At 58.9% G+C, this 26,935-nt stretch carries 24 protein-coding genes, 2 tRNA genes and 1 pseudogene; 13 read left to right on the top strand and 14 right to left on the bottom strand.

What is annotated here, in order from left to right; translation table 11 throughout:
* Positions 1-243: 243 nt before the first annotated feature.
* Together ACE4RL_RS10860 and ACE4RL_RS10855 are read right to left on the bottom strand one after the other, a co-directional pair.
* On the bottom strand, positions 244-1,500 hold the full coding sequence (locus ACE4RL_RS10860) for an IS701 family transposase (RefSeq protein WP_332715732.1): 1,257 nt from the start codon (positions 1,498-1,500) through the stop codon (positions 244-246).
* 87 nt (positions 1,501-1,587) lie between these two features.
* Positions 1,588-2,381, bottom strand: a pseudogene (locus ACE4RL_RS10855) (IS5 family transposase).
* Between the two features lie 836 nt (positions 2,382-3,217).
* Here ACE4RL_RS10855 and ACE4RL_RS10850 point away from each other — a divergent pair.
* Positions 3,218-4,843 carry a DUF3987 domain-containing protein gene (locus tag ACE4RL_RS10850; protein ID WP_220305755.1) on the top strand — a complete coding sequence of 542 codons (1,626 nt, stop codon included), beginning with the start codon at positions 3,218-3,220 and terminating at the stop codon, positions 4,841-4,843.
* A 474-nt stretch (positions 4,844-5,317) separates the two neighbouring features.
* A complete protein-coding gene (locus ACE4RL_RS10845; RefSeq protein ID WP_220305757.1) occupies positions 5,318-6,982 on the top strand; it encodes a hypothetical protein in 1,665 nt (554 codons plus the stop codon).
* A 62-nt stretch (positions 6,983-7,044) separates the two neighbouring features.
* Here the strand turns inward: ACE4RL_RS10845 and ACE4RL_RS10840 are convergent, their stop codons facing one another.
* Positions 7,045-7,365 carry a DUF736 domain-containing protein gene (locus ACE4RL_RS10840; protein ID WP_220305758.1) on the bottom strand — a complete coding sequence of 107 codons (321 nt, stop codon included), beginning with the start codon at positions 7,363-7,365 and terminating at the stop codon, positions 7,045-7,047.
* An 859-nt stretch (positions 7,366-8,224) separates the two neighbouring features.
* Between ACE4RL_RS10840 and ACE4RL_RS10835 the strand changes: the two genes are divergently transcribed.
* The 7 genes from ACE4RL_RS10835 (at position 8,225) to ACE4RL_RS10805 (ending at position 15,989) form a co-directional block, all read left to right on the top strand.
* Complete coding sequence (locus ACE4RL_RS10835; protein ID WP_332715743.1) at positions 8,225-9,100, top strand: hypothetical protein; 876 nt, start codon at positions 8,225-8,227, stop codon at positions 9,098-9,100.
* Positions 9,093-9,683, top strand: a complete 591-nt coding sequence (locus ACE4RL_RS10830) for a hypothetical protein (protein ID WP_220305760.1) — start codon at positions 9,093-9,095, stop codon at positions 9,681-9,683. The genes ACE4RL_RS10835 and ACE4RL_RS10830 overlap by 8 nt, the downstream gene beginning before the upstream one ends.
* Positions 9,592-11,433 carry a type IV secretion system DNA-binding domain-containing protein gene (locus ACE4RL_RS10825; protein ID WP_338607703.1) on the top strand — a complete coding sequence of 614 codons (1,842 nt, stop codon included), beginning with the start codon at positions 9,592-9,594 and terminating at the stop codon, positions 11,431-11,433. The genes ACE4RL_RS10830 and ACE4RL_RS10825 overlap by 92 nt, the downstream gene beginning before the upstream one ends.
* 133 nt (positions 11,434-11,566) lie before the next feature.
* Positions 11,567-14,230 carry a MobF family relaxase gene (mobF, locus tag ACE4RL_RS10820; RefSeq protein WP_375597188.1) on the top strand — a complete coding sequence of 888 codons (2,664 nt, stop codon included), beginning with the start codon at positions 11,567-11,569 and terminating at the stop codon, positions 14,228-14,230.
* Positions 14,223-14,981, top strand: coding sequence for a hypothetical protein (locus tag ACE4RL_RS10815; RefSeq protein ID WP_332715750.1), 759 nt, complete (start codon positions 14,223-14,225; stop codon positions 14,979-14,981). Before mobF ends, ACE4RL_RS10815 begins: the two co-directional genes overlap by 8 nt.
* Positions 14,971-15,255 (top strand): hypothetical protein, encoded by a 285-nt coding sequence (locus ACE4RL_RS10810; protein ID WP_220305764.1) that lies wholly within the window; start codon positions 14,971-14,973, stop codon positions 15,253-15,255. The genes ACE4RL_RS10815 and ACE4RL_RS10810 overlap by 11 nt, the downstream gene beginning before the upstream one ends.
* The gene (locus ACE4RL_RS10805) at positions 15,252-15,989 is read left to right on the top strand and encodes a hypothetical protein (protein ID WP_220305765.1); all 738 of its coding nucleotides are present in this window, start codon (positions 15,252-15,254) and stop codon (positions 15,987-15,989) included. The genes ACE4RL_RS10810 and ACE4RL_RS10805 overlap by 4 nt, the downstream gene beginning before the upstream one ends.
* Positions 15,990-16,126: 137 nt before the next feature.
* Here ACE4RL_RS10805 and ACE4RL_RS10800 read toward each other — a convergent pair whose 3' ends face one another.
* Positions 16,127-17,026 (bottom strand): zincin-like metallopeptidase domain-containing protein, encoded by a 900-nt coding sequence (locus ACE4RL_RS10800; RefSeq protein ID WP_309207457.1) that lies wholly within the window; start codon positions 17,024-17,026, stop codon positions 16,127-16,129.
* A gap of 382 nt (positions 17,027-17,408) precedes the next feature.
* On the opposite strand from ACE4RL_RS10800, the gene ACE4RL_RS10795 reads away from it, so the two are divergent.
* A complete protein-coding gene (locus tag ACE4RL_RS10795; RefSeq protein WP_240549718.1) occupies positions 17,409-17,867 on the top strand; it encodes a winged helix-turn-helix domain-containing protein in 459 nt (152 codons plus the stop codon).
* A 21-nt stretch (positions 17,868-17,888) separates the two neighbouring features.
* Here ACE4RL_RS10795 and ACE4RL_RS10790 read toward each other — a convergent pair whose 3' ends face one another.
* The 8 genes from ACE4RL_RS10790 to ACE4RL_RS10755 form a co-directional block, all read right to left on the bottom strand.
* Positions 17,889-18,425 carry a type II toxin-antitoxin system VapC family toxin gene (locus tag ACE4RL_RS10790; protein ID WP_220305768.1) on the bottom strand — a complete coding sequence of 179 codons (537 nt, stop codon included), beginning with the start codon at positions 18,423-18,425 and terminating at the stop codon, positions 17,889-17,891.
* A complete protein-coding gene (locus ACE4RL_RS10785) occupies positions 18,425-19,180 on the bottom strand; it encodes a hypothetical protein (RefSeq protein WP_220305769.1) in 756 nt (251 codons plus the stop codon). The genes ACE4RL_RS10790 and ACE4RL_RS10785 overlap by 1 nt, the downstream gene beginning before the upstream one ends.
* Positions 19,177-19,464, bottom strand: a complete 288-nt coding sequence (locus ACE4RL_RS10780) for a helix-turn-helix domain-containing protein (RefSeq protein ID WP_220305770.1) — start codon at positions 19,462-19,464, stop codon at positions 19,177-19,179. Before ACE4RL_RS10780 ends, ACE4RL_RS10785 begins: the two co-directional genes overlap by 4 nt.
* Positions 19,461-19,814, bottom strand: coding sequence for a type II toxin-antitoxin system RelE/ParE family toxin (locus ACE4RL_RS10775; protein ID WP_309207458.1), 354 nt, complete (start codon positions 19,812-19,814; stop codon positions 19,461-19,463). Before ACE4RL_RS10775 ends, ACE4RL_RS10780 begins: the two co-directional genes overlap by 4 nt.
* 9 nt (positions 19,815-19,823) lie before the next feature.
* Positions 19,824-23,015: an Eco57I restriction-modification methylase domain-containing protein gene (locus ACE4RL_RS10770; RefSeq protein ID WP_332715757.1), complete on the bottom strand. Its 3,192-nt coding sequence runs from the start codon at positions 23,013-23,015 to the stop codon at positions 19,824-19,826.
* Positions 23,016-23,025: 10 nt separating this feature from the next.
* The gene (locus ACE4RL_RS10765) at positions 23,026-23,307 is read right to left on the bottom strand and encodes a hypothetical protein (protein ID WP_220305772.1); all 282 of its coding nucleotides are present in this window, start codon (positions 23,305-23,307) and stop codon (positions 23,026-23,028) included.
* A 101-nt stretch (positions 23,308-23,408) separates the two neighbouring features.
* On the bottom strand, positions 23,409-24,779 hold the full coding sequence (locus ACE4RL_RS10760) for a tyrosine-type recombinase/integrase (RefSeq protein ID WP_240549624.1): 1,371 nt from the start codon (positions 24,777-24,779) through the stop codon (positions 23,409-23,411).
* 137 nt (positions 24,780-24,916) lie between these two features.
* Positions 24,917-24,990: transfer RNA gene (locus ACE4RL_RS10755), tRNA-Gly, on the bottom strand.
* Between the two features lie 200 nt (positions 24,991-25,190).
* Between ACE4RL_RS10755 and ACE4RL_RS10750 the strand changes: the two genes are divergently transcribed.
* A tRNA-Tyr gene (locus ACE4RL_RS10750) sits at positions 25,191-25,275 on the top strand.
* A 41-nt stretch (positions 25,276-25,316) separates the two neighbouring features.
* On the opposite strand, the gene ACE4RL_RS10745 is transcribed toward ACE4RL_RS10750, so the two are convergent.
* Both ACE4RL_RS10745 and ACE4RL_RS10740 read right to left on the bottom strand, forming a co-directional pair.
* A complete protein-coding gene (locus ACE4RL_RS10745) occupies positions 25,317-25,514 on the bottom strand; it encodes a response regulator transcription factor (protein ID WP_375597187.1) in 198 nt (65 codons plus the stop codon).
* 31 nt (positions 25,515-25,545) lie between these two features.
* Positions 25,546-25,713 carry a hypothetical protein gene (locus tag ACE4RL_RS10740; RefSeq protein ID WP_375597186.1) on the bottom strand — a complete coding sequence of 56 codons (168 nt, stop codon included), beginning with the start codon at positions 25,711-25,713 and terminating at the stop codon, positions 25,546-25,548.
* A gap of 191 nt (positions 25,714-25,904) precedes the next feature.
* On the opposite strand from ACE4RL_RS10740, the gene ACE4RL_RS10735 reads away from it, so the two are divergent.
* Both ACE4RL_RS10735 and ACE4RL_RS10730 read left to right on the top strand, forming a co-directional pair.
* Positions 25,905-26,069, top strand: a complete 165-nt coding sequence (locus ACE4RL_RS10735) for a hypothetical protein (protein ID WP_375597185.1) — start codon at positions 25,905-25,907, stop codon at positions 26,067-26,069.
* Positions 26,070-26,214: 145 nt separating this feature from the next.
* Positions 26,215-26,889: an SOS response-associated peptidase gene (locus tag ACE4RL_RS10730; protein ID WP_375597184.1), complete on the top strand. Its 675-nt coding sequence runs from the start codon at positions 26,215-26,217 to the stop codon at positions 26,887-26,889.
* Positions 26,890-26,935: the final 46 nt, after the last annotated feature.

Below are 26,935 nucleotides of genomic sequence, written 5' to 3'. Positions count from 1 at the left end.
GCGTGGCGCTGCTTGCCTCGCACATCTGGTGGTTTGGCGTCTCCGAGTTAGACCGCTGAAGCAGTAGTTCGAGCAGTGGGGAATAACAGAACCGTTTCCGGCGACGCAAGTGTTCGCATATGTTCTCGCACGTTGTGTGCGAACGCGGTAGCCTAGCACTACTTTGGCAGAAGTGAGGGTATCGCGCTTGGCAGGGAGCAACCGCACTGAGGGCATTGCCCGGGCGGCGGTCTCGACAGGCGATCAAGGATGGCTTGTCGAACTGCCGGCATGCTCGGCTGAGGCGGTGGCCCGGAGAGTCTTTTTTTTCCGCCCCGCCTGAGCGAGCCTTCTATTCTGCAGAAAGGCATAGGCCATCATCGTCATCAGTGCGTGGCGATGCAGCCCCGTCCAGGACCGCCCTTCGAAGTGGTCGAGGCCAAGCTCTTCCTTGAGTTGCTGATGTGCCTGTTCGCAAATCCAGCGCGCCTTGATCGCGCCGGCCAGATCCCGGATCGGCGTGTCGGCTGGTAGGTTCGAGAGATAGTATTTCCGCTCGCCGTTTGAGCGATGCTCACCCACCAGCCAGGCTTCCTCGCCGGGCATGTGCTGGGCCCCGGCGGAACCGATCCGTTGCGGCGGCCCGTCGGCGATGCGTACACGAACGGCGGCAAAGCGCGCCGCAAGCCGCCCCTTTGTTCCTCGGCGCCAACTGACCTGACGCCACTTTGCATTTTCGAGCATGGCGTGTGCGGCGCGGGATTTAAGGTCGGGCACGTGCCGAACACGCGGTCGCCCGCGGTCCGCCACCGGGAAGATCAGTTGCACGTCTGCAGGGTAGACCTTCTGGTGCCGGGGAATGCCAACGGCCCAGCAAAGATCCCGTGCGCTCAAGGCCTGCCGGAACGGCGCCGAGAGACCATAGCCAGCATCTGCCAGTACGCAGCCGAAGCGAACCCCGGCGGCGATCGCTCGGTCGATTTCCTCGATGGCGATCTCGGGCTTGGTGCGATAGCTCTGGAAAGGCTCGGGCACGCCGGCCCTAGTCATCCGGGCCGTATCGCTGGTCCAGCTTTCCGGCAGGAACAGCCGCAAGCTCAGCATGACCGGCACCTCCCCTGAGGCCAGCGTCATCGACACCAGTGTCTGGCAGTTCGCGTTCTTGCCCAACGCCGTAGCATATTGGGGCGCAACGCCAACGGATGCTTTGCCCTTCTTAGGCAGCGCCGTGTCGTCAATGATCAGCCAGGCCTTGGCGCCGCCGACCAGTTCATCTGCCTGCTGCCACAAAGTCGCTTCCAGCGGGGCGCTATCCCACAGGCCTGCGCCGATGAAATGATGCAGACGGTCGTAGCTGAGTGCATCCACGCGTGCCGCCATGGGCTGGATGCTCTTGCGGTCGCCGGGGCCGATCAAACCAGCAATATAGGCCGGACACATCCGCCGCCGCGTCTTGTTGCCCAGATCCCGCAGATACGGCTCGAGCCACCGTTCCAGATCATCCTGCCAGTCTGCTTCCATCGCCAGCCTCCATCAAAGCTGGCTCCCTATGAATCACGCATCACACGCCGAGGGAATCCCGAAAATCACACTTCTGCCAAAGTAGTGCTAGGCCCTGTTGACATAAGTCGGCATCCATAACTTCGCAGCGGCGAGAGCCAGGAAGCCCAGGAAAGAGACGGCGGTCTTGTCGTATCTGGTTGCGATACGCCGGAACTGCTTGAGCTTGTTGAACATGCGCTCGACGCGGTTGCGGTCCTTGTATGCCCGGAAGTCGCAGGTGATGGCCTGCTTGCGGTTGGCCTTTGGCGGGATGACCGGCAGTATCCCCTTGAGTAGCAGGCTGGCGCGGACGTCGTCGCTGTCATAGCCCTTGTCAGCCAGCATGAGCCTGGGCTTGGCAACCGGCAAGGCGATCAGGTCACCGACCGCTTTGTAGTCGGAGGTCTCGCCGCCTGTGAGGATAAAGCCAAGAGGGCGTCCCTGACCGTCTGCGCGGGCGTGGATTTTGCTCGTAAAGCCGCCGCGGCTTCGACCAAAACCCTCCTTATGAGTCCCCCTTTTACGCCCGCTGCCTGAGAGTGGCCGCGCACTGTGGTGCTGTCGATCATGTGCTGCCAGTCGTCGGTGAGCCCGAGTTCGACCAGCGTTTCCAGCAAGGCATCCCAGACGCCTTGTTCGGCCCAGCGCCGGAACCGAACATAGACCGAGTTCCACTTGCCATAGCGCTCATGCATGTCGCGCCAAGGGCAGCCGACACGCAACACATAAAGCATGCCATTCAGAAAGCGGCGGTTGTCCTGGGCGGGTCGAGACCATCGACCGCGCTCGGACGGCAACAGCGCCCCCACCAGTGCCCACTCATTATCCGTCAGATCGCCACGAGCCAAAAATGCCTCCATGAAAGGAAGCCTTGAATCAGTCACGCGGCGATTTGGGAATCCCTTTTGTCAACAGGACCTAATTGTAGTCACTCAGCGAGAGCTGTGCTGCCGTTGAGAGGCGCTCTGCAGCCGGGTTCACATTTCGGCTTTTGCCAACATGACAAATTTGCCGAACCGCATGGTGGGCCGTGTCACACCTTCGCAGGTCGCCTTCGGTATCCGTCACGTCAGACGTAATGGCGAGGGGTCGACACCGATGATCCGGAGAGCCCGTATCTGTGCATGCGCCTCGAGCAGGCCACAGTGATTGAGACCGGATCAGCGAACTGCCATCAAGGCCATGCAGAAATCGAACGCTGCAACACAAAGGGCCGGACAGATGACCGCAGCGACCAAATGCTGTAATGTTCAGTCAAACCAGAGCAAAAGGTGTGGCACCTGCAGGTGCAAAGGTGTGAGGTCAACAAAAATCAACTTTCGTCAACGTTTACCTTTGTTGACATTCGTTGACTGGTCCATCTGAAGTTACTGCTTCCCACCAAAGTTTTGGCAATTTTGTCAAATTGCCCAATGCGGGCCGGCATCTTTCTGTACCGAGACGACATCGACTAAAGTGAGATGCTCGCGCTCCATTTTGTCAATTTTGTCAATTCTGTCAGCAGGCCATGAGCGGGATGACGCAGCCGGCTACAGTCCAAGAAAGAAGAAAAACCCCGGAAATGCCTTCGGCACGAGCTTAAGTAGGGGGGGTACCCGGAGGCGGGATTGTTTGCGCGGATACGAAGAGGACAGGCCCGACGAATCGCGCTGGGCCAGTGCTCTCGACCACGGATGGCGTGGAGAAAGAATGTATCATGCGTAAGACCATCAAGAAGTCGGCCAGCAAAGCGGCGGCCGATACGGAATTGAGCTCGACGATCGAGAACGATCTGCCGCAGCAGTCGACTGACGCACCGTCTCCGGTGCCGGCCGTGGCGCAGGCGCCCATCAGTCCGTTTGCGATCGCGGAAATGAACGACAATAAAGTTGAAAGTGTCGACTCGGACGGCTGGGCGGTCGAAATCGACTGGAGCTTCCTTGATCCTAGCCGCGCCGCGCCGGCTCCCGTGTTTCCGATCGAGAAACTGCCCGAGCCCTTGGCAGAGCTCGTTGCCAAGCTGGCGCTGGCGCGGCGCCTGGTCGTGGACTTCGTCGCCTTCGCCATTCTGGCGGCCTTGTCCGGAGCCATTGGCAACCGTGCTCGCGTTCAGCTTTTCGATGGCACTCTTGAGCCCTTGGCCATTTACGTTGCCTTGGTCGGAGCGCCTTCGACGGGCAAGAGTCAGGCGATCGGCATGGTCGAGACGCGCTTGCGCGCGTTGGACGGTGATCTGACAGCAAGCGTGAGCGGTGCGGCCATGGCCGCAAGCCACGCGGCTCTCGATCGCCTCAACGTAAAAATCCGTGCGAAGGTTGCGGAACGTTTGGCCGTGGAGTTCGAAGCGCCTGAAGATTACCGAGAGGGACCACGGGGTGGGAGGCTCTTGCTGACCGAAACGACCGGGCCGGGATTGATCGAGGAGTTGAGCGCCGACCGGTCCGGGCGCATGCTGGTCACTCATGAGCTCTCGGGCGCGATCGGTTATCTGTCATCGAGCCAGCCGGCCAGGTCGCGTGGACTTTTTCTGCAGGGCTTCGATGGAAATCCCGTCGTCGTGAGTACAAAGTCGGAAGGTCGGAAGCTGATCCCGGAGCTGCTGCTAAGCGTGCTGGGAGCTGTGCAGCCGGGCCGCTTGTCGTATCTCATGCGACACGGCGATGATGGCTTTGCCGCGCGCTTCTTCTGGGTCCATCCCGATGTTGTGCCCTCTGCGGCACTCGGAGATAATCCGGGTCCGATCGACGACTTGGCGGGCGTCCTCTCAGCTTTGCAGGGTATCCAGCCCGCGGCCAACGAACATGGGTATTCGGCCGCGGTGCCGCTTGCGGCCGATGCTCGGGCGCCCTTGGAGATGGCCGCCAAGAAGTGGACAACTGACCAGATGTTCAGCAGCGAGTTGTTTTCCTCGGCATTGGGGCGTGGGCGACAGTATGCGCTCCGCCTGGCGGGTATCCTGCAGATCGCGACGCATGTGATGGAAGGGAAGTCCGGCCTACCGGATGTGGTGAGTGCCGACGCCATGACGAGCGCTATCGCGATCGTCGACACCTATATCCTGCCTATGGCGGAACGCGTATTCGCCGCCAGCGATACGAAACCTTCGGACGCGGCCGCCCTGGCGCGTTTTCTCGCGCGTAGCGGAAAGCCGATGGTCAACGCTCGTGCGGATATCATGCGTGGTCGCGGCTCGCCGGTGACCCAGGCGCTGGCCGTGCGAGAGGCGATCGAAGAACTCGAACAGCGCGGAGTGTTAAGGCCGGCTCCGCAGCGCCCCGGGCGCGGTCGGCCCTCGAGCGACTGGATCGTCCACCCCGCCCTTCTGGCGATGGCGCGGAAGTAAGTTTGAGAGGGGCGGCACCGCCCCCCTCGTATACCAAAGGTGCAATTATGGCAGGACGATACGACGAACTTCTCGTTGACTGGCCGGGTGACGTTCCCTTCGAACGGGTCGTTCGGCAACGCCTGGATGCCTTTGACAGCCTCGTAGCGCAGGGTGTCACGTGGCCATCTATTGCAGCGGCGCTTGCGCGTGCGGGAATTACCAAGAAGGACGGGGCCCCACTGTCTTGGCGTCAGGTCAATGCGGTGTATCGCCGAAACAAGGTGAAGCCGACCCGCTCACAGGCCTTGCCTAGCGCTTCTCCGAAGCCGCTTCCAATGCCTGCGCGGTCTGGAAATAGCACGGTCACGCACATGTCGACTTCTGGCAGGCTGGCAGACAGGCTCAGAGAAGCACGCAAATTCAATAAAAGCCCATCGGCCGAATACGAAGAATAGAAACCCATGTCGATAAAATTGCCAAAAAGGACGCGCCATGGATGCCACAGATATTTCTGATCTCATTCAAAACACGCCCCTCGCGAGAGGCGAGGCAGAGCACTTCGCTCAATACGCGACAGCGGTCTTTGAGGGAATGGGCCAGCATCGGCGCACGATGGGTCTTTCGCAAAGCTCGGATCTGCTCGCCACCTACATCGCGTCAGCGATTGATTGGAATCTTGCGCTTGAGCCCGCGGCCAAGGCTGAGAACGCCAAACTTGGTTCGCGACCGCGCGGTCGCTTTGGTGTGATCGAGCAGTTAGAGCGAATTGGCGAAATCCTCGGCTGGGATATGGTGCCCGGCAGCAAGCAGCCAAAACTCCGCGACCGTCCAATTACGAGCGATGTCATAAACGCTCTCGCACAAAAGGGCGCACTCGGCCCGGTTCTTGTCTCACATGTCGAGCCACCGGACGGTCGACAACGCAAGGACCTGAAGTTCCGCCCTTTGGGCGGCACGAACGTTGATCTGAATGAGGGCGTGCCTGAGGAGCATGACGAAACGGTATTCGGTTTTCACGATCCTTCCCATCTGACCGATGACGGAAAATCCAATGCACGAAAGCTCAAGCGGAAATTTGCTTTTGCGAGTAAGTTTGGAGCTCCTGCCGTTCTCCGCACCGATCCGGTCACCTGGCACCTGGACGATCAGCCGCGTAAAGCAATCGAGAATGCCGAACCTTTTATGGGTGGAGTGTTTCAGAGCTTGCGATCTGTGAGAAATTTGCTGGCAGGCCAAGAAGGTGCCCGTAAGAACCTCGCGGTCACTGCACGCCGCGCTGCCCGCTTTCTCGAGATCGAGTTTGCCATGACGGATCGAAACAGAAACAATCAGTCCCATGAAACGATTGCCAGCTGGACCAAGCCCAATCCATTTGCAGAATTTGGCATTGCGCTGTTCGAGGTACTCGCACCGACCCGAAATGGCGAAAGCTTGCCCGATATCCTCATGCCCGACGACATAAAGGGCGATTTGAAGCAGGAGGCCGTAGACCTGGTTCTGGAGGGTGCTCAGCATGCGCGCCGGGTGTTCGGCATACTCCAAGGTCGGTTGCGTGCGCATGGCATTGATATTCCAGAAGCCCATCTGGTTGATCCAGACGACGCAGATGAAGATCTTCCAGGGCCATTACAGGCGCATTACCTCGATCGCGGCTCGCCCGTTATGCGAATTTCCGAAGACATTAGAGACACCACCGGTCGCCTCAACGAAGGGCGCCGCCGCACGCTGGAACAACTTTGGAGACTTCGCGACAATTCGGTGAAATTGCGTGCTCTCACCGAAATGTTCTTTGCCTATCATGAGCAGTTGCTCGACCGCGGTGGCAATTACGGCCCATTAAGAAATGAAATGCTCGAGAAGATCGCCAATCCGACGCTCGACTGGTATCGCGAACTCGGTGCTCGATTTGATGAGGGCGTTGTTTACAAGTCCGACATCAAGCGACGATCTGGAGGATTGCCGAACGGCGTGCCCGATGTTCCGAGCGAACTCGAACGATATCAAATGAAGTTGCAGCATTATCCGGCGATAATGGCTTGGGGGGCTCAGCGCCACGACGCAGTCATTGAGGCTGTTCTCACAGCGCTCGATACATCGGGAGACGCTTGGCTGCTCTGGAAGACAGTGAGCGCTATTGTGAACGAGGACGCTGGATAAAGGCGTGCTATTGGCGTTGGCCGGATCTTCGGGCCGCCCCGACGGAGCGGCCCTGAGTTGATCTAGCTGGGCTTGCGGTTCGGGCGAGACCAGACGAGGCTGGCGGTAGCGCCGGTTTCATCATCGAAGAGATTTGCGAAAATCGGGGCGGCGAAGCTCGGATCGTCGATCTTGGCTGAAAGGTAGCTTCGGCCCTCGTTGGACTTTTTCGTCCACGCTGCCCCGATCTCGACGCGGCCCGCAAAGAGGCGGTGCGAGGGGGCATCGTTGTTGGTCGAGGTGGTCTCGGGAACAATTTTTACGTTCTTGGCCTGAAGGTTCAGCGTAGCGATCTCACCGACGAACTCGGAGTTAGTCTTTTTGAAGGTACCGATGGTTGCCATTTGAAATCTCCTTGGTCTGGTTTCGGACCGCCTGATTGCGGCCTCGATGGCGATCTTGGGGACACGAACGACCGGCGACGCATCGCTTTGGCGACCGGAGTGAAACGGAGGACAGCGAGGACCGTCTTTCTTGCCTCGCGAGGAATGGCGGCATAGGCCGTCAGGGGAAGAAAGTCGGGCGGCGCAGTTGCGGCAAGACGGTCGAGGCGAAGCCGATTCGAGTCCAGATCAGGCCAGAAAGAGGACACATTCAGCCGGGTCGGCGGTAGAACAAGGATAATGTATGGGGCTCCCCCGGCTTTCAAAATCGCCACCGAGGTTTTTGGCAAGCGATTGCACGCAACCGGAATTTTGGGCTCCGACGATTTGACGGAAGTAGTCGCAAGGCCAGGACACCTAAAATGCAGGCTTGAACGGGTTGGATCAATTTGGGGACATCGGATCCATCCTATTTCGGGCATGGGGAACATCGCCGATATGGGGCGACATCAGGGTGCCAGTAGCAACAGCAGCTGGTCGTATCGGATAATTTGCGAGCCGCCGGGAAAACACCGTTTGCCTGCCATTGCCTAATTGCCTAGGCATATCTGACACTGACGGCGTTCGCGATATTTTTGGTAATTTTGTCAGTTTTGGCAGGGAGCTTCCCGCGCGGGGCGCGCCGGGTCCCCCGCAATGCCCCAGAAGACAATCTGGCGCGACACATGCAATCCCCTGATTCCGCAGCGTTCTGCCGCAAAATTTGGAACAAAAACTCCTGACCCGAACACCCCTGACGTTTAACTCGGGGGGGTGCCCGGAAGAGACATTTTTCAGCGTGCTTTTCTCGTGGGCGTCATCAACGCTCAAGGAGCAAATCATGAGCAGCAAGAATACCACCGGCAAGCCGCCGGTCTCTCCGACCCAGGGCCAGACGGCATCTGCCGTCGAAGTTCCGACCGTCGCCTATTGCTTGGGCCCGAAGGGCGGAATCGGCAAGTCAACGGTCGGTCGCCTGGCGATCGACGGCTGCTTGGCCGCCGGACGTAATGTTTCGATCGTTCAGATCGATCGCGCGCCCACACTTCCGGCTCTCTATCCGGAGCTGACGACCACGATCGCGGCGCCATCGGCGGAAGACCTTCGCGCGGACCTGCTTGCGTCCGTGCGTGTTTTCGAACCGCTGGAACATAAGATTGAGGAGATCGTTGCCAGCAACGGTGTGCTGGTGGTTGATGTCGGCGCCGGCCATAACACAAGTGCACTGCTCCATTTCGTCGCCCGCGCCCGCTTCGACCGTCATTTGGCCGACAAGGGCGTGAAAGTGGTGGCGCTGGCGGTAACGACGGCGGACAACAGCGCGATGACGCAGACTGCGGCGATGATCGATGACCTGATTCAGGTCCATCCCGCGGCCGAGATCGTACCTGTCCTTAATGCATATGGCGGCAATTTCCGCTTTACGACGACGAGCCCCGCCCACAAGACCTTCGCCGAGCGCATCCAGCCTGCCATGAAGGGCCGGCGCCATCTGCAGTTGCCGGCAGTGGCGGAAGGCGCCTGGCCGCTCTTCGAATCCGCCGGGATGACATTCATCGATGCGGTCATGGCGACCGACGAAGAACTGATGACGCGCCTCGGTTTGTCGCGCGCCATGGCTGTGGCGGTTCAGGCGGACGTCTCAGACTTCCTCGGATACGTCTGGCCGCGTCTGGGTCAGATTGTCGGCTTCGACGTGGAGAGGTCCAATGGCTAGCATCCCTGCCAAATTGATGGGGCGGATCGCCCGGAACGGAGCGCGCGGCAAGGCCGCGCGTCTCTTCCTGCGCCGGAACGTGTCAAGATTGTCGCCAGAAGAGATCGCCAAATTGCCAGCTTCGACGCTGAAGCGAATCGGTCGCGAGCTGCGCGCGGCGGCGATGGGGCAGGCGAACGAAACCGTCGGCGCTGCGTCTGGCCAGATCACGCCCCCCGCGTCATCCAGTTCGAACAGGACCAAACGCATTCCCTCGCTCATCCAATTGCTGATCGAGGCTGTGATTTGCATCGTCGCCCTGACCGTGACCGCTGTGGCCGTCGAACGTCCCGTCCGTTGGGGTCTTTATCACGTTGGCCTCTTCTCATCTGAGCAGATGGGCCTTTGCCAGCGTCTTGATCGCTGGAGCGATGGCTGCAGCTTTGAAGTTCGGACCGATGGTCTTGGCATTGATCAGGTTGCCGTGCTCGTGGACATGCCGCCGGCGGTGCTTGCCGCCGCCAACCCAACTCTTTTCCCCTACGAACCCCTGCCTAGGGGCACGCTCGTTCGTATTAGCCGTTCGGGAGGCAGTAATGAGTAACAAAGATCACGACCTCACGCCGGTGCCCGACGTTTGGCCGGGCCGTCGAGCCGCGTTTGGCGCTTCTGTCCTCATAGGCCTGATTGTCGCCGCTTTTTTATTCGGTGTCCTGCCGGTCTATGGCTGGAACTCGACAGCTGCCTCTATAATGGTCCTCGGCCATGAAGGCTTGTTGTCCATCATCGGTCTTGCCGCCATGGATGCGACTCCCAAACTTGCAGACGCCGCCAATCCTGTCGAGCGTCTGATAATGCTGCCGTTCAATGGTATGCTATGGCTCGCCTATCCGATCAGCTTTGTTCTGGCTTTGCCCGCTCGACTTGTTGAATGGGATTTGCTGGCCGATATTTCGCTCCGCTTGTCGGGCACGGCAGCGGCGAGCTTGGCGGCTGCAATCTTGGTATTCCGCCATGTGGTGAACCGGGCGCCCTATCGCCGCCGCGCGACCTGGGTCGACGGCCCGCAGGTGCGCTGGTTCAGTGATGCCGTCGCAGGCGCCTCCAATCATTTGCGCAGACTTGTCGCTGAGGCCGGTCGTGGTGTGAAATTGGCGCCGGGCCTTTTCCTGCCCCGGCGGGCGGAGCATGAATCGATGTTCATCCTGGGACTGCCGGGATCGGGCAAGAGCGTAATCGCGGAAGGGCTGATGCGGCAGGCGATCGAGCGCGGTGACCGGCTCCTCTGCGTCGATGTCAAAGGCAACCTCATCGATCGAATGGTGCGTCTTTTCGGCAAAACAGTGGCTAATGTCGTGGGCATGGAACCCGGTGGCGGCATCTGGGCTATCGGCGGGGATGTTACGAGCCGCATGACTGCATCGCGCGTCGCTGCCCTGCTAATTCCGGCGTCCAAGGATCCCGTTTGGTCTGCTGCTTCACGGCTGCTGCTCGCCGCCTTACTCGTCAAGCTGGTCCAGTCCCGGGGCAGAAGCTGGGGGTGGACCGAAATTAGACAGTCCATTTCTCGCCCGGTTGAAGAAATTGCCGCCGAACTCGCGCCGACCATGCGACAAGTTGCCGAAATGCTGCGCGGTCGCGATGGCGAGCCGTCGTCGATGGCACTCTCGACGCTCTTCAATATGGTTTCACATATTGATGATCTCGTTCAGACCTGCGCCGATCTGGAAGCCGAAGGCTGGCCAAGAGTGTCACTGAGAGCCTGGATTACGGGCAAGGGACGCCGCGTCCTTATCCTACGCCACGATCTGGGAAACCGCGAGCTTTCCGGACGCCTTCTTGCCGCCATGGTACGAGCGGTCTCGAGCGATCTGCTGAGCCGCCATCTCGAAGATAACATCGATCACGGCATATGGATATTTGCTGACGAACTCCCGCGCATCGGTACCGCGGCCAAGGATGTTTCGGATCTGGCGTCGCTTGGACGGTCCCGCGGCATAAGAGTGGTAGCAAGTGCACAAAGCCAGGCACAGCTGGAAGAAAAAATGTCGCCTGCAGCGGCCGAAGCCCTGACCGAGAATTTTGGCAAAGTCATTGTCTGCAAGGTACGACCGGGCAAGAGCGCCGAGCGCATCTCCACCTCGATGGTGGGAAGCGCAACCTATGCAATCAGGTCAGGAAAGGATGAGACACAGACGCTTCATCAGGTCGCGGCGTTTTCCGCCAGTCAGATGACCAGAACGCTGGGGCTGACAATTGACTGGCGAGGCGGCAAATCGATCCGCGCTGCGGTCATTGGGCTCGACGATGTCTATGTTGTGGAATGGAAATTCAGCGATTGGCCTGGCCTTTAGCGTGAGGAGCGATGCAGCTTATTTGAGGTGTGGCCGGGGATTTTGGTTTGCGGCTGCGCCGTTAAGTGGAGGGGGTGCCCGGAAGCCAGGATTTCAGTCCCTCTAGTTTCGCCTGTGAAAGGGAGCAGGCGAAATGGTTGCAACAATCGCGGCGGGCACCTCCGCCCAATATTACACCGAGACAACTGAATACTACGTCGGTGGGCGGGAACCGGCAGGCCGGTGGATTCTCACCGCCGGGGGACTTTTGCTTTCGGTCGGCAGCATTGTTGAGTCCAAGCCTTTTGAGCTCTTGCATGCCGGCTTGCGTCCGGACGGTTCAGCCCTCCTGTCCACCGTCGGCGTCGGCGGCCCCCGTCGCCGCATCGGCGGATACGATGCGACGTTCTCGGCGCCCAAGAGTTTCGCCCTCTTGTGGGCGATGGCCGATGATGACTTTCGCGCCAGGCTGGAAGACGCCCAGGCCAAGGCAGTCGCTCAAGCGATCGAAATCGCCGAAAAATACGCTGCCTTTTGCCGGTTCGGACGCAACGGTGTCCACCGGGAAAAAACCCGCTTAACGGTCGCCAGCTTCCAGCATGGCGAATCACGTCCAGCCGAACACACGGACGGACGGGTTTTTGAGGACCCAAACCTTCATACGCATACCGTGATCATTAACGCCGGCCCGCGTCAGAATGGGGGCTTTGGAGCCCTCGACGGAACGGCGCTGTTTGCCTTGAAAATGGCCATGGGTGCTCAGTATCATGCCGTGTTGGCGTTCGAGCTCATGCGACTTGGTTTCAAGATCGAGCTAACAGGCAAGAACGGCCTTTTCGAAATCCGCGGCGTTCCCGCCGATCTCATTAAATATTTCTCGGCGCGCCGGAATGAGATTGCGGACGAACTTGCTGCCATCGGCATGCAGAGCATGGATGCGCCCTCGGTCGCGGCCTCAGTCGCACGCAAATCGCGCAAGATCAAGCAGCAGCATCAGGCCGAGGATCGGCATGTTGGCTGGCGCGACCGCGTTACCGAACAGGGATATGACGCAACTACTTTGATCGCGACGAGCCTCGCTCAGCCGGAACACAAGGAAAGCCTTGCGGACCGCCTTGCTCAGATTGCCGGAGCATTGACGGAGCACGAGTCAACGTTCGAACGGCGGAATCTGCATGCCGCAGTAGCGTCGGCTTACGTTGGCACTGGTGAGGACCCACGTCATGTGGCTGCCGAAGTCGATCGAATGATCGCTGAGGGGGAATATGTCGTGCTTGACCGTGACCGGTTCGGCCAGGAAATCCTGACCACCCCCGAAATGCTCCGGATCGAACGCGAGATCGGCCAGATGGTGCGCGAGCTGACTGCCATACCAGGCGCAGCGCTTGATGCCGGACGCGTCGACGAGCTGGTGACCGAGCATGGACTCAATGACGAACAGGCAGCGGCCGCACGGGCAACCCTTACCGCGCAGGTCATCCATATCATCGAGGGGGCACCGGGGTCTGGCAAGACCAAATTGCTCGAGGCAGTGACCGAGGCTCTTCAGGAAACAGGCCATCGCGTCATCGCCGGCGCCACGGCCTGGCGAGTCGCCAATGCCCTACGCAATGATCTTGCGATCAAAGCCCGTGCCATCGACTCCTGGCTCGCCGTCGCCCGGACCGGTGGCGACTTCATCACCGCCGGTACGGTCCTCATCGTTGACGAGGCCGGTCTGCTCTCGAGCCGTCAGATGCACGCCCTGCTCAGAGCCTTTAGCGAGGCGCAGGCAAACGGCGATAGCAGCAGCCGTCTGATCCTGGTGGGGGATCGCGACCAGTTGCAGAGCGTGGGCGCCGGTTCTGGCTTGCGGCTCGTCGCCAACGCAATGTCGGGTTCGAAAGTCGATGAGATCGTTCGCCAACACGAGCAATGGGCTCGCGATGCCATCACTCATTTTGGCAAGGGCCGCGCGCGCGAGGCGCTTGCGGCATATCGCGAACGAGGACTAGTCCTCGAAGCCGATGGTGCTGCCGCCACCGTCAAAGCCCTCGTCGATGCCTGGGAGCAGACCAGGGTCGGCGCGGGAAACGGTTCTGCACTGATCATTGCCAAGAGCAACGCGCAGGTCCGAGCGATATCGACTGAAGTGCGCAGGCGTCTACGCGACCGGGGCCAGATCGTCGGAGCCGAGTTGCTCCTGCCAGCTGTGAGCGCATCGCATCAGGAAGTAACCCTGCCGCTGGCCCAGGGGGATCGTGTGCGCTTCCTCACGCGCGCAACGCTGGACGGCGGTGAGATCGTCAACGGTACGGAAGGCCGGATCGAATCTATTCGTAGCGGAACGCGCGTCGAATTGACCGTTGCGACCCAGAATGGCCGCGTCCGATTCTCGCCTGACGAAATCGCCGACGAACAGGGACGCGCAAAGCTTGCCCACGCCTATGCCAGCACCATCCATCTCGCCCAGGGAACCACCGTCGACCAGGCTGTCGTCTGGGTGACGCCAGGCATGGATCGCCACGACATCTATGTGTCCGCCAGCCGGGCCCGTGCCCAGACCCAGCTCGTCATCGATCGTAGGGCGGTCGAAACCAGTCTGAAGGCCAGCCTGCCACTCAGCGAGCGCAGACGAGGTGAGGCGAAAGAGTTCGATGAGCGTCTGGACTTTCTGGCGACGCAACTGGCGCGGGCACGACTCAAGCGCACCACCCAGGATTTCGCGCCGCAGATGGAGCCGCAGGTTCCGCTTCCCCTCCTGTCAGCGTCGCGGGAGCAAGCGCAACAGGATGACGCCAGAAAGCGCGTGCAGGTCAGGGAGATCAGCCTTGACTGAGGCAAACGTGAAGCGCCGCAAGTCAGTATCGCCTATGGTCGAACGGTCCGCCCACGCGGACCGCTCAACCCTGATGATGGCCAAGACCAACGCCAAAGTCCAAGCGATCAGTGCCTGCGCCCGCGAATCACTGTGCGCCAAAAACGAGCTTGGCCAGTCTGACCTGTGCCGGTCAGATGCCGTATCCCCCTCGGGTCAAACCCATCAGCTCGCTCTCGCGGCGGGTGATCACATCCGATATCTCGCGCGCAAGGATGAACTCGGGGTCATCCATGGCACGGCCGGGCGCGTGCTCGATGTCACGACCGATCTGACCGGAACGCTGATTGTGCGTGCCAAAGTGGAGGGTCGCGCCCAGCTTGCCCACGCATGCGCGACCACCAGTTGCGGGTCTCAGGGCCTTACGACCGACCAGTCTTTTCTGATCTCTGATACATCCATGGACCGCCACGACATCCTTGTCGTGGCCTGCCGTCACAGGCATGGGCTCGAGGTCTTTTTTGATGCCACAGAGCCCGATACCGGCGCAAAAGCGGCCCGTTTGCTCACCGATCGGGAGCGGCCGGTCCAGGACGGAGAGCGCCACGTCCTACTCGCCCAGATCCTGAGCCGCTCAGGGACGCGGGCTTCCACCCCCGACTATCTCCGCCCGTGTGCTCTCGAGCATGTTCAGGTGCCAGATCAGGGTGCCCACAAAGCCTGCCAGATATCTGCAGCGCGAGCCGCGCTAGGTCTCAGCCATGAGCGCTGATGACGCAAAGCTTAGGCCCAACAATCCGCCGACCAAAACCATCCCCCGTGATGTTGACCATTGCGAACGATATCTTGACCGCCTTGCACTGGTCGTGGAACGGGCCGGCAGAAATGCCGCAGCCTTTGTCCCCATCGTGCGCCGGCTCGAAAGGGAGCTCGCCGAGGCCAAGGCGGATGAGGAAGTGCTCGCCAAACTTAGGGCAAGGTTGCGGGCCGGATCAGCAAACACACGACAAACCAACCCACAAGACATAACCGGAGACAGCGAATGACCCTCACCTTTGCCCTGCCAAGATGTCCATTTCCGCTTGTAGACATGCCGCCGAAAGTTTCGCCCCTCGATTACGAACGGTTTCGCCCGAGAAGGTACTGTGCCGATGAGCGCTATGTTTATCGAGTCGACTACCTTCATAGCTTTGGAGACTGGCTTCCGGACCGCATTAAGGCTGACGGTCATGGATACAGAATCCCGCTGGACAATATTTTGCGTCACCGTGACGCCAACAAAGCGTATATCGATGCGATCATGGAAAAGCTCGATCGCATGACGCGCACCGGGTCGAGCCTTCGCGCCATCTATTTCTGGGACAATCACAATCTGGTGCGTGAATTCCAGCTCACCCATATCCGGGACTTTTCCTACATGGAAATGGATCATGCCCGAAATGTTACCGGTGAGCTAAAGTCGTACGAACTGAAACATATCCCGGTGATCTCACGCGTACACCGCTCGCACTTGCCCTTAGGCACTATAATTCCCGATCTCAATCCCCAGCTTACCCCTTTCGGACTGGCCCACGTTGTCGCGCTTGCCTCGGGAGAGCACGTCAGCATCCCTTCACAGCACATAGAGTTCTGGTATCGCAACCAATGGACCGATATTGCCAATATTGACCCCGACATGCTGCAAGCCCAATGCGCCCAGGGATCGCTGCGATCCGTCGTTCCAGCGATTCCGCAGTATCTCCTTGGCGGCGACCGGGGTCGTTCTCGTGTCGACCGATGAGGGCAAAATGGAATACGGTGCAAGATTGCATATGCAATGACCTTGGCAATGTTGTTGACTGTCCTGCAGCCTAACCATTCCAGAGGCAAGAGCCCGGGAATGGAATGGCGCAGGGTGCCCGACTGTGATGCAAGGGGTTATCCCGCCTGGCCATGCACCAAGAGCCAGTTTGCAGCCTGGGATGCCTTGGCGGCAGCCGAAAAGATCGCCTTCTTGTCGTTTTTGAGAATGGCCAGCCAGCATTTGATATAACTGGCATGATCGGCGCGGGGCGTGGGCGTCAGTCCCAGATCGGCACACAGAAATGCTGCACCAAGTTCGGCAATCAGCTCTTCGGCAGCATAGGCTTCCTTGCCAAAGCGACCTGAAAGATCCCGATCGAGTCTGGATTTTGCGCCTGACCAGTGTACAAGCTCATGGCAAAGCGTCGCGTAAAAGGCCTCGCGTGCCCCACTTGTATTTGTGCCCACAAAGCGCTTGCGATCCGGCATTCGGATCAGGTCATAGCCGGGAATGTAGCATGCATGTTCGCCACCCTCGTCGATGACTGCACCGGTGGCGGCAACGAACTGCTCTGCCTTCTCGATCGGATCGAATAGCGGTCCGTCTGGAAGTGTCTCTGGCGCACATTCAAAGCCCTCAACCTGTGCTGCGTTGAACACGGAGCTGGCCCGGGCAATGAACCGCTCACCGACTTGGGTTTCGCCGGTCTCCTGGTTGGTCTCTTCAACCGACAGAGTCTTATGAAAGACCACGAGCGCGGATTTCTCGCCGCGGCGGACCTGGCAGCCCTTGTCCTGCCATTGCCGATACGTGCCCCAGATGTTGGACGGGTATTCAGCAACAAACGCTGCGACCCAGAGGCTGACGATGTTGACGCCATTGTAGGGGTTCTTCGAAGCGATGTTGACGGGGCGGGCAAAGCTGCCGGCCGTGCTTTTGATCCATGGGAGCCGGAAGTCTTCGGCGGTCTCGATCGCATCGACGATGCGGTTGGTGATCTCCTGATGGACATCGAATTTTTGGGTGCGTGGCATGGGTCTCTCCTTTCGTTGCCTGGAGCCGCGATCGGCGCGGCCTGATGGCGACCGAAGAGGCTGAGCCAGACGGCCCTTGCACCCCGAAAGGGGCGGGCGAAGCGAAAAGACGGCGCATGCCGTTGCGAGGGCGGAGGGTTCGGCCAGGAAAGCCACGAAGGAAGGCCGCGACACACGCGGCGGTCAGACGGAAAGCTGGAGAGAGAAAGCGACGCCCATGAAGATGAATGCAGCGCAATCGAGCACACCCAGCATGATCCGGCAAATGTTGAAGCGTCCGGATTCAGCGCGAGGACGGCGCCCCCTCCCAAACTATTGACTAGAACCTAGTTACAAGGTACTACTAATCGCATCAGTGCAAAGAGGATGGTGTGCTACTGTGATGCCCGTTGTTCGAATTTCCGACGCCACCTGGGACCGGTTGAAGAGGTATGCGCGTCCCTTAGAAGATACGCCCGATGATGTGATCCGGACCGCCTTGGATGCATTGGACAAAACGCTGGGCAAAACGCCGCCTAAGCCAATCCGGGCAGCGCCCAAGCCCAGGGGCAAGAAGACGCCGCAACGCGAATTCCGCAATCCTCTGATGCGCGTTCTTCTTGATTTAGGAGGGGCCGCATTCAGCAAGGATATCCGCGATCGGATGGAACCGGAGGTGCGCTCTATGCTTGGAGCGGCCGATCTCGCACCAGTCTCATCAGGCGATCCACGGTGGTGGAACGCTGTGTGCTGGGAAAGAAATGACCTAAAGAAAGAAGGGCTGATGCGCAGCGATTCCGATCGTGGAATCTGGGAGCTGAGCGAGGACGGCTTGCGGGAGGCGAGACGGCTATCAGAGTAGAGCTGAGCCTTTCAAGGAAGCCTAGCTATCGAAGTCCATGGCAGTCTGCGGGTCTTCGGGGGGCAGATCAAGGTCGGCTGTTCGGTAGGCTCTCAACCCAGCCTGCTCCGCATATCTCACAACATCGGTGTCGTCAGAATAGACGGTTGTCGCCCCTTCGGCTTTCGCGATGGCCACGATCTGGCGGTCGAATTTGACCTTACCGCGCGTGACCTCAGGATCAGCAGAATCGATACGAATTCCTCCGCGTCTAAGCGCGTCGCCGATCGCTAACGCTGCCTCGATGGCGGCCTTTTGATCAAAGTTTGCAATGCGGAAGACGGCCTGCCCATTCAGGGCATCAAGATAGTGATTGGTTGCCTCACCCGAATGGACCAGGATTTCACTCAGCACCGGCGTTGGCACGATGATCTTTTCACTGGCGTCGGACAGTACAGAAACAAGATGCTCTATGCGGGCAGCAGCGTTTTCGACCGGCAAACCGGTCGCTGGATCAATCGGGGGCTTTGCCTTTGGCTCGATGAGCAGCAACAGAACGGAGGTATCGAAAACCACCATCAGTGAAGGCCATCCTTGCCGTCCCGCAACTCATCAAGCGCCGCGATCGGATCGTCCATTTCGGCCCAATGGCTGCCCTGCGCGGCCCGCAGATCTTCAACAGCCTCCGCAAGGTCGTGATTCTTGAGGATAGCAAAGGTGGCAACTCGGAAACGCTTCAGCGTCCAGATGCCGTCTTCTTCTCGCATCCATCTCCCGCTTCCATGGAGTCGGATTGGCTCGAACAGGTGATGCCCGAGTCGGCGCGCTGTTTCTCGGTCTGTTTCAATGCCGGTATACTTCAACTCGCCATTCTGTAGCTGAAGGTGGATTGTCTGGTCAGCACCCGTCACGCTGATCAGAATACCATCAATCGACCCCTCCTGCGTGAAAGGCCCGTATTTGACCGGCTTTGGCCGTTTGACACCCGGAAACTCAATGATCTGGGCCGTGGGACTTTCACCCTCGTAGACATAGCCGGTGGCATTGTCATCGGCGAGAAGCCGGTCGATTTCGTTCCACGCCTTCAGAGCGTCTTGGCCAGCTTCCCTACGACGGACACGCTCAAGCTGCTCATCCACTTTAGGGATTTCTTCGCGATCAATGCGACTGACAAGCTGCGTGCTGCCCGGCTTGAGCTGGTCAAAATGAACCCCATGTTCGTTGCCCAGCATGGCAGCAAATGCCTGCATGTACTTCGCCAGACGCCCCATGGGAATGGTTTTTGGCGAATAAGCTTTGATGTAGAGCGTGAGTGTTTTTTCGTCCGCCTTCATGGGCTCACCGCTCGCTCCAGGCTAATCTTCAGCCGCGAACCCGTCGCAGCAGCATAGCGTTGTAGCGCCTTCATCGAGGGACTGACCCGTCCACTTTCGAGCTTGGCGATATAGGACTGCGAGGTATGCATCCGCTCGGCCAGTTCCGTCTGCGTCAAGTCTGCCTCGCTCCGCGCACGGATCAGCGCCTCCGCGATCGAGAACTCCTCGGCGAGAGATTCATATTCAGCGCGCACATCGGCACGCTTCAGCAGATCCTTTTTCAGCTCGTTCAAGCTTGTCATCTCACATCCTTCGCTCGCTTCAGGGCGAGCTCGATTTCGCGGCGTGGGGTCTTTTGGGATTTCTTCACGAAGATCCTGACCACCACTACGCGCTTTGGTCTGGCAACGACATACAGAGCGCGGGATATGCCGTCCCTGCCCTTCATCCTGATTTCCCAAAGCGGCCCTTCCAGGTGCTTCACGTGGGGCTCGCGAACGCGCTCCAGCCCCAAAGACTGGATCAGCTCACCGATCCGCAGGAAGCGGGCAATCTGGTCAGCCGGCAAAGCTTCAAGCTCCGCCCGCACCGTGTCACTCAGGATTTCAATCTTCCATGAAATCAATATATCAAATCTGACGTAATAATGCAAGGGTGCTCATCAGATGCTAGACTCCAACAGCTCGATCTCCTCACCAGTCAAATCGAAAAGTCCATACACCAGCTCGTTGATACGGCGCTCATTGGCCTGGATCTCGGACGAAAGGCGCGCAATTTCTGCCTTGTCTCGGGCGATCCAGTCTTCCCAGTCGCTACGCTCGGACAGGGGGATATCTGCCTTCAGACACCTCTTGACCTCAGACCGGAATGCAGCGAAATCCGGCAAAAGCCACCACTTCTTGAGCTTGTTTGAAAGATTCGTGAACGCTCCAATAGGAGCGATATCCGGTATACGTCGTGTTGGGGCACGCTGCAGGACGTGGCGTCTTTCCGCTGCCGCTTGACAGGACTCAGCGATCGCGGCGATTTCGTTTTTCTGAGATTCAGAAGCAAGTGGAATAGGAAGCGACCTCAGATATTGGCTCTTCATCCGGAAGTATCCGCCCCTAGCTATTGTTGTTTCGCTCGTGAGTGCAAACCAAAGTACGTTGGAGCCGAGTAAAGCGGCCTCATAGTGGGAGGCGCCTTTCAAGCAAAAACACGTCATGTCGATGTAGCTTCCGCTATCAACGGAAAAGCTAGGACGGTTGGCGATGTCCCGGTACACAACTTTCGTGCCTGCATAAGTAGATTCAAACGCTGCTTGCGCCTGCTGCAGCTCAAACCATTCCTGCTTAGCAGCCCGCTGTTCCAGTCTAGACTTGAATTGGGAGAGTCGCTCTAGGATTGCGGGGTATTTTAGGACATCGATGGTTGACTTCGGGATGTATATAATGAAGCGTTCAGCCGACGCTACGTGCCACTGCTCCAACTCATTGCCAAAAATAATGGGCTTAATGAGGTCCGCAGAGTTCGGATCGGCGGCGACAAGCCGGTTTCTTTCTGTGCGGTCGATGACAAACGCCTCGTTACGCCCAGTTTTTATGCCAGCATACGGATCACCGTAAACATCACCCAATCGCTCCCGCCCTGTCCGGATCTTGCGCCGCAGCGACTGCAGCCCAGCCTCTTCCAGAGACCACGACCCAGAGGAAAGTGAAGACTGCGGATAAGTGGCCGCCCCTTTCTCAAAATTCGCACGAAAGTTAGATTCTGGTAGCGTGTCGACCGTCCAAAAACGAAGCGTGTGATCTTTTAAAGGGGCCTCGCGCCGCATGGTGAGGATGGCGGGATAGGTGGTCACCCCCTCAAAAACTTGCAGATCGCCAAAATAAACTACGGTTTCAATCGTTGCCTTCTGGCGCAGAAAATCGCGTAGCGGCCTACCAGAGCCCGTTTTGAAGAAAGACGATGACGAGATGTATCCAAGCCGACCTCCAGGCTTCAGCAGGTTGAGCCCGCGCTCGAAAAAGTAGCAGTAGAGATCCGCCCGATCCGACACCACCTCGAACCGTTTTTCTAGGTAAGGCTTCATCAGCTTAAGGTGCTCCATCCGCACATAGGGCGGATTGCCGAGCACGATATCGAAGCCACCTTCGGCCATGATTTGGGGAAAGGCGCTCGCCCAGGTAAACCCGTGCGAGAGATAGGCGAAATTGGAATCTTCGATCAGGCTGTCGCCCACCTTCAGATTGCCACCAAGACTGTCAAGCGGCTTGCCGCGACGAGCCGTTTTCACCCAAAGCGAAAGCTTCGCGATCTCGATGCTTTCGGCGTTCACATCGACGCCGAACAAATTGCTGGTGAGGATCTCACTGTCGGGGACGTAATTGAGAAGATCGCCCATATGCTCAGCCCTGGGCGCCAGCTCCTTGATCTTCTCATTCACGCGCAAGAGCTCGGCCTTCATGTAGTCGAAGGCCATCACCAGAAAAACGCCCGACCCGCAGGCTGGATCGACGATGCGCAGCGACTTCAGCCGGTCCCGATAGGCCTGCCATGCTTCCAGTTGCGCGCTCTTACGCTTCCACTTGATCGCCTCGTAATCAGCAAGGCTCGATCCCTTCTGCGCAAATTGCCTGACGATGCAGGCAAAGATCTCTTCCAGGTGCGTGCCGAGCGTTTGCTCGACGATGAAGCGAGCAATGTAGTCTGGAGTGTAGACGACACCGTCGCGCTTGCGGCGACCACTCGTTCCTGTTTTCTTTTCAGCTTCGACCTCATCACCGCGTGCTTCGGCTTGGAGACGTTCCACATCGGCGATCGATTGCTCAAAGATGTGCCCCAGAACGGTGACCGAGACTTCCGAGCTGAAGTCGTAGCCGCCGATATCTTTGAATTTCTCGCAAACCGCGTCGGGGATGTTGAGCTGATCGACGATGGGATCAGGGGCAAACAGTCCCCCATTGTACGGCGGGACATTCAGCTGATGATTGCCCTTGTCGATTGAGGTGAAGAGCCCTTTGAAATTATCCCAGATTGGGCGAGGATTGAAAGGATCGGAATGCTCGAATGCCTTTTCGAGAATGTGGCGTGGCAGGAGCCCTGTGTCCTCGGCAAAGGCCGTAAAGAGGATGCGGTCTAGGATGGTCTGCGCCGCTGCGATCGCGCTCAGACCGTCGAGAGATGGTAGTTCCTGGCGCACTGCCGCGATGAGGTCGCCGCGCAAGGATTTGTAGTCCGAATAAAGCGCGTCGGTAATGTCCTGGTCTTCGCGGCGGCTCTCCTTGAGCAGCGCGGCCGTTTGGCCGCTCAGCAGGTTCTCCGCCCCGAGCAGAAGCATAAATCGAGCATATTGAGCCGGCTCAGTCAGCTTGGCGAGCTCGAAGTGCTCATAGGCTTGCGTGCCTTCGCCGAAGCCGTAGAGCCTGAGCTCAACATAGTTCGACACGACGACCCATTTCACACCGGGCGCGTTTGTGGCGTACTCCCACGCCTGCTGCACCGGACTCTTTGCCCGGCCAGGCATAATGGCATCGAGATCCTTGGTACGCGCTCCCTTGAGCTCGAAAGGTGCAAGGATCTGGGAACGCTGCGGCCCAAAATGACCAAGGGCCAGATCGACAGAACCGCTCAGGATCGACTGTTCTGAAGTCACCGTGTGGTCAGGGGACACGACGGCGCTGACATAGCCAAGCACACCCTCCACAATCTTGGCCTTGAAGTCGCCGTGAAGGGCCGTCTCCTTCAATCCGGTGATACGGCCCGAGCGGATGAGCTCACTCCACTCTTTCAGCAGGGCCTCGTGACTGGCAGGAAGACTGTCCGGGTAAGCAATATGGCGATCGAGCGTTTTGGGATTGAAGAGATGCATGCGCTTCCGATCACAACAGCCTTGGCTGTGGTTTGTTGCGGCCCGGGCTGATAGCGAGGCACCAAGATCTCGCCTTCGCGCGCGCGAGCTTGGGCAATATCACAATCGCACTGTATGTACATGAGCTGGGCGACGCGCGGCCATTCAGAAAAGCCGAAAATGCGGCGCGGATGAACCCAATCGCCTCGGCCGCCAGGGTCACGGACAGATCTAGTCGATCGAGCGCCAGCGCCCGGATGTAGTGCCCCAGGCAGCCCGGCCGCGCCAGCGCGGTTTCAGCACGAATTGCCACTATGTCCCTCCTGATGGGTGAATCACCTCTTGAAAGCATAGCTTTGGGGAAGCTGACAACATAGCCCATGTCAGCAACGGCGTGTTCCAGGGAGTCGGCGCCTAGATCGAGCGCGACAAAATCGAGGGTTCGAACGGTAAAACCATCCGCTCGAGAAGTGACCGACGCCACTCCAGAGCGCCCCCTGACCCATATTCCTGGCGTGAACGACGATGGCCAAAAAAGATTTCGCGCATTTCCCCGTCAATACCGGCTTCTTTCATCCGGTCTTCAAACGAGTGACGGATGCTGTAGAGGGTGTGTTTTGACGTTGGGACGAGGCCGTTCTCGCGCAGATACTTATTGATTGCAGCGCAGGCAGCTTCTTCCTTCTCCCGATAGCGGGGAAAACCGCTTGGATACATTTGAAATGCCAACAAAGCAGCGCCGACCAGCGGAATCTCGCGAATGGAGGCTGCGGTCTTCAATTCACGTGGCGCCTCCGGATCATCGCGCTCCACAAAGCTAATGTAGGGCACTGGGCCATCAAGGTGGATGTTGCTGGCATCGAGATTACAGGTCTCGCTCGGCCGCGCCCCCGTTTCGATGGTGACCAAAAGGATGGCCCGCGCCTCCTCGTTCAAGCCTTTGAGAGCGTCGGCTTTCAGAATCTTGTCCCGGATCCAGGCGGTCGGGAAAGGAGGCCGCTTGGCTTTCTTGCGCTCCTCAAAACTTAGTCCTGCGAATGGGTTGAGCTTGTTCTCCGCGCCCATGAAGGCATGATACTCGCGATAGATCTTTCGCAGCTCACCAATCTGCCGGTTGCCCGATGATGCAGTATGGGTTGGCTTCTTGCCTTTGTCGGCTGGAGCGATGCGCGCCAGCCAATAGCGATAGAATTTGTGCGCGTCGTCGCGGGTGATGTGCGAAATCGGCTTGTCCCCGACGATCTCGACAAAGTTGCGCACAGCCCGCTCGGGAATGACCCGCCATTTCCGCCTTTGCTGCGGCGACTTCGTCACCAGCTGAGATGCAGCAATATCGTTGATATAGACTTTAAGCGCTTGGGTCAGCGTCACGCTGGGCGTTGGCTCTCCACCCAGCACCGCCGTTTCGACTGCATGGGATGTCCGCGTATCAAGAATTGCCTCCATCCGCTCGGCCAACTCCTGCCAGCTTGCCTTGGCTTCGAGCTCGCCTGCAGGACGATAAGCAAAGCCGAGCGCCGCTGCCCGACGCACGGCGGCCTTGTGGCGCTTCAGAGCCGCTGACTCTTCCTCATCGCACAGAAACGATGCCCACAGGTCGTTGTCCGCCTTTTCCAAGGCATCGCGCATGACGCGGGCGACCGCCAAGTCGTGGGTCTTGAGCGAACTACGGATAACTGGAGCCCGCTCATCCTGCTCAGCCACCATGGCGGGAACGCGCCGAACATACTGCCAGCGGTCCCCGCGGCGCTGCAAAAAACGGTCGAGTTGAGAACCCCTGGGCACGCCATTCCTCTCCAATGTATCACGTTATAGGATCAAAATGTGTCACGAATTTCCGGGCAAGACAACCCAAAGTTGGCTGTGTACACCGAATTCCTTGGCCGTTACAGCGACATAGCAATTTTGCAAAGCTGGGAAAATGGAGCGGGTAGCGGGAATCGAACCCGCGTATTCAGCTTGGAAGGCTGCTGCTCTACCATTGAGCTATACCCGCCCTTGCGGCGAAGCCACTGGCATCGATTAGCGCGAACCAGGGCGCGCTGGCAAGGGCAAGTGCAGCCCGCTTTCCACAATTTGCTTGTCGATCCAAAATCTTGCGCAACTTGCACTCTAGGGTGTTGACACTAATGCGACAGCCAACCATAAACCGCCCCGACGACACGCAAGCGCCGTCGCTTCCTGCCCGGAAAATGTGGAGGGGTGGGAGAGTGGTTAAATCCATCAGACTGTAAATCTGACGCCTCAGGCTACACTGGTTCGAATCCAGTCCCCTCCACCACCCCCTCGCCCAAGCGAAAGCTGAAATCGCAGAAGCTGGCTTTACGTCAGCCCGAGGCGCGTCGCGTGCAGGGTCGCTTCGGCGCGTGAGGATATGCCCAGCTTGCGGTAGATGCTCTTGAGATGTGTAGCGATGGTGGATTCGGCCAGATCCAGTGCCACTGCTACTTCGGCATTGCGCAGCCCCTTGACCAGCAGCTTGAGCACTTCGAGTTCGCGTCGGGTCAGGCTATCACCCACGCTTTGGACAGGCCGGTGCGCTGGAAATGCTTCATGATCCGCCGCGCCATGGACCATTGCCGCTGACCTGCGCGCGCGTTTCCTTCATAATCCTGGCCATGTCGATACGGGCTTCTGGAAAAGCCGCTTGTGCAATCCGGATCAATGAGGGCATCGCCTCGGAAATGTCCTCGACGATCAGCAGGCTCTCCACATTCATGGTGCCGGATCCTCCATGGGAAGCTGCACCGCAATACTGGTCCCAACCGCGCCGGAGATGGCGAACGATCCGCGATGCGCCAGCGTGCGCGACCGCATAATCCCCAAGCCATCGCCGGGGGGATCGGTGCGCTGACGGGCGGGAAATCACTATCAGGGCGATGCTTCGAGACCTGCCCACCGGTTTGCCAATTGAGCACCGATGACGACGAGATCGCAGAAGATGCCATCGTGGTCGGTATCGGAGGGTCCAGCGCGGACATGCTCGGTATCGGCCTATCCTATGACCAGCCGATGGGCACCATCTACCGGACCGCCAGAGTGACCGAGAAAGGCGTTTTCGATGCTGTTGGATAAACCGGTTGGTGGACCATAAGGGACGTTCTTGCGCAAGCGCACGTACTCCAGCAACGAATGGGCTATGAGCATGTTGCCATGACGATGGCAGATGTTGGCATCTGGCGCCCCGAATGGGGAAGCTGGCCAAGCGGGAGGGTTTCTGATGTGCGGACGCTTCACCAATGAGCTGACCTGGTCGCAGATCCATGCGCTCTACAACATTCATCAACGGCCCGCGACGAACCTACCGCCTCGCTTCAACATCGCGCCAACCCAGGACGTTGACTTCGTCCACCTGGACAAGGCCGGCAACATGGAGATGGATCGCGGCCGCTGGTGGCTGGTGCCCTTTTTCGCTAAGGAACTGCCCAAGGCTGCAATGTTCAATGCCAGGATCGAGACCGTCGACACGTCCGGCGCTTTCCGGGAGGGCTTCAAGTCCCGCCGCTGCCTGATCCCAGCCGATGGGTATTTTGAATGGACCAAGGCGGAGGATGGCGGCAAGGATCCTTGGCTTTTGCAGTTGCCCGATGGCGCCCCGTTCAGCTTCGCGGGCATTTGGGCGCACAATGATAACCTTGGGGTTTCAAGCTGCACGATCATCACTGCACCGGCCGTGCCGGAAATTTCAGCGATCCATGACCGGATGCCGATCATTCTTGCGCGCGACGCTTATCGCACCTGGCTCAACACGGATATTCAGGGCAATGAGGCAAAGGCTCTCCTGCTCGACGCCCAGATCGACAGCCAGCTCGAATTCTATCGTGTGAATCGCGCGGTCAATTCTAGCCGCTATGACGGCACTGATACCAAGAAACCCCTGATCAACTCGCTGTAGCCCGCCCCCGCCACGCCCTGCCTGTGCTATGCGATGTCTTAACCCC

Source organism: Devosia polycyclovorans (genome assembly GCF_042181575.1).
GTDB classification, from domain to species: Bacteria; Pseudomonadota; Alphaproteobacteria; order Rhizobiales; family Devosiaceae; genus Devosia; species Devosia polycyclovorans.
The sequence above is the reverse complement of the archived record's forward strand: the minus strand, read 5'-3'. Positions and strand labels throughout refer to the sequence as shown.